Source organism: Xanthomonas sp. SHU 166, assembly GCF_000364685.1.
GTDB lineage: Bacteria > Pseudomonadota > Gammaproteobacteria > Xanthomonadales > Xanthomonadaceae > Xanthomonas_A > Xanthomonas_A sontii.
The window spans coordinates 1-2,313 of sequence record NZ_AQOJ01000549.1; the positions used below are offsets into that span (position 1 = coordinate 1).

A 2,313-nucleotide genomic window follows, 5' to 3' on the forward strand; every position below is an offset into this window, starting at 1 on the left:
ACGCCGCCGAGGTGAACCTGAAGCTGTGCTTCCCGGAGCAGAGCGATGCCTGGCGCGAACGCCTGCTGCGCGACAGCTTCGATGCGCTGGGCGTGGGCGTGTTCGAGTTCGCCCGCGCCTGGTGGGGCGGCATCGGCGCGATCCGCCGGCGCACCCGCATCGAGGGGCTGGAACACCTGCAGGCCTTGCAGGCGCAGGGCCGCGGCGTGCTGCTGGTGTCGGGCCACTTCATGACCCTGGAGATCTGTGGCCGGCTGCTGTGCCAGTACGTGCCGCTGGCCGGCATGTACCGGCGCCACCGCAACCCGGTGTTCGAATGGGCGGTCAAGCGCGGCCGCCTGCGCTACGCCACCGCGATGTTCGCCAACGAGGACCTGCGCGGCAGCGTGCGCCATCTCAAGCGCGGCGGTTTCCTGTGGTACGCGCCGGACCAGGACATGCGCGGCAAGGACACGGTGTTCGTGCCGTTCTTCGGCATGCCCGCGGCCACCATCACCGCCACCCACCAGCTGGCGCGGCTGACCGGCTGCGCGGTGGTGCCGTACTTCCACCGCCGCGAAGGCGCCGACTACGTGCTGCGCATCGCGCCACCGCTGCAGGACTTCCCGTCGGAGGACATGGTCGCCGACACCGCGCGGGTCAACGCCGCCATCGAGGCGATGGTGCGCGAAGCGCCGGCGCAGTATCTGTGGATCCACCGCCGCTTCAAGCGCCAGCCTGGCGGCCGCAGCGACTTCTACGAGCGCGGCTGAGCGCTCACCCCGGCGTCGCGGCGTCGGCGCGCTCGCCCGGTTCAGTGTCGTTCGCCAGCAGGGCGCCGGCGTACAGGCCGATCAGCAGCATGGTCAGCCCGCCCCAGAACGACGAATAGAACGCCAGGTGGGTGTTGAACGGGAACACCGTGATCAGCAGCGCCTGCATCGCCGGGCGCGCCCGCTCGCGCGCCTGCGCCGAGGCGTAGCGCCAGGCGCGCCACGCCTGCGCGGCACCGGCCAGCCACAGCAGCAGGCCGATCACGCCGGTCTCGGCGAGCACCTCGAGCACGATCTGGTGGGCATGGAAGGCCGGCTCGCGCCCCCATTCCCCGGCATGGCCCGGATCCGGGTCGCACCCGGCGTAGGCCTCGCGGAAGCCGCGCACGCCGACGCCGTTGATCGGGTGCTGGCGGATCATGCACCAGGCCGCGCTCCAGATCTGCGCACGCCCGGTCAGCGCCGCGTTGAGGTCGGCCGGATGCCCGCTGAGTGCGCGCGCGGTGCGCTCGAAGCGGTCGTGCACCTGCGGCGACACCACACCCAGCACCCCCGCCACCAGCAGCGCGGCCACGCCCAGTGCCAGCAGCTTGCGCGCACCGAGCAGGCGCCAGCCCGACAGCACCAGCAGCACCGCGAAGGTGATCCACGACGCGCGCGATCCCGCCAGCACCAGCACCACGCCGACCGCCCCTGCCGCGATCAACCAGCCCCAGGCACCGCCGCGGCGCGCAGCCAACCACAGCAGGAACGGCGATACGCTGGCCAGCACCTGGCCGAACTTCAGGTTGCACGGGCCGAACACGCCGCTGAGGCGATCGGCCAGGGCGATCTCCTGCGGCGTGCACAGGCCGTGGTGGCTGATCGCCCACTTCAGCTGGTCCAGCGACCAGAACAGCGGGCTGGTGCCGCACAACGCCTGCGCCAGCGCATCCAGGGTCCAGATCGCGGCGATCACCGCCAGGCCGTTGAAGGTGGTGCGGCGACCGCGCGGCGTCGCCACCGCCATCGCCACCAGCCACAGGAACGGCAGGAAACGCAGGTCCACCGCCGATTCGCGCAGTGCCAGCGGCACGTCCACCGCGCCCAGCGCCGACAGCGGCTGCGGCAGCCAGTAGGTGAGGAACAGCAGCGTGGTCAGCGCCCAGGCCGGGCCGCTGAGCAGGCGCGCGCCGCCGCGGAAGCGGCTGTGCAGCAGGCGCGCCAGGGTGACCAGGGCGCCCAGCGCCAGCACCCCGGCGGCCAGGCCGGGCGCCGGCCACAGCGCGACGAACACCAGCACCCACACCGGCGCCCAACGTTCGCGGACTTCGGGCAAGGCAGAAGCGGACAGGGAACCGTCAGGGCCGGAGTTCGTCATAGATCGCCAGAGTGCTGCGCTGCATCGCCTGCAGCGTATAGGGGAGCGTCGCCGGCGGCACCGGCGGATGTGCCAGCAGTGTGCGCGCGGCCGCCAGCAGGGCCACGGCGTCGAAGGTCGCCACGGCGCCGGCGGGCTGCAGCTGCGCCAGCAATTCGCCGACCCCGCCGTGCGCCCAGCCCAGCACCGGCCGCCCGACCG

The 2,313-nt window shown here is 72.8% G+C and carries 2 protein-coding genes and 1 pseudogene; 1 reads left to right on the forward strand and 2 read right to left on the reverse strand.

Translation table 11 applies throughout. The features are described 5' to 3' along the window. Window positions 1-752 (forward strand): LpxL/LpxP family Kdo(2)-lipid IV(A) lauroyl/palmitoleoyl acyltransferase (gene lpxL / locus D180_RS14040; RefSeq protein ID WP_017913299.1); only part of this gene is annotated, 752 nt, incomplete at its 5' end. Between the two features lie 4 nt (window positions 753-756). Here lpxL and D180_RS14045 read toward each other — a convergent pair. Together D180_RS14045 and D180_RS14050 are read right to left on the reverse strand one after the other, a co-directional pair. After that, window positions 757-2,112 (reverse strand): O-antigen ligase, encoded by a 1,356-nt coding sequence (locus tag D180_RS14045; RefSeq protein WP_043091002.1) that lies wholly within the window; start codon window positions 2,110-2,112, stop codon window positions 757-759. Beyond that, a pseudogene (locus D180_RS14050) lies at window positions 2,093-2,313 on the reverse strand (glycosyl transferase); the annotation flags it as partial. The pseudogene D180_RS14050 and the gene D180_RS14045, both read right to left, overlap by 20 nt.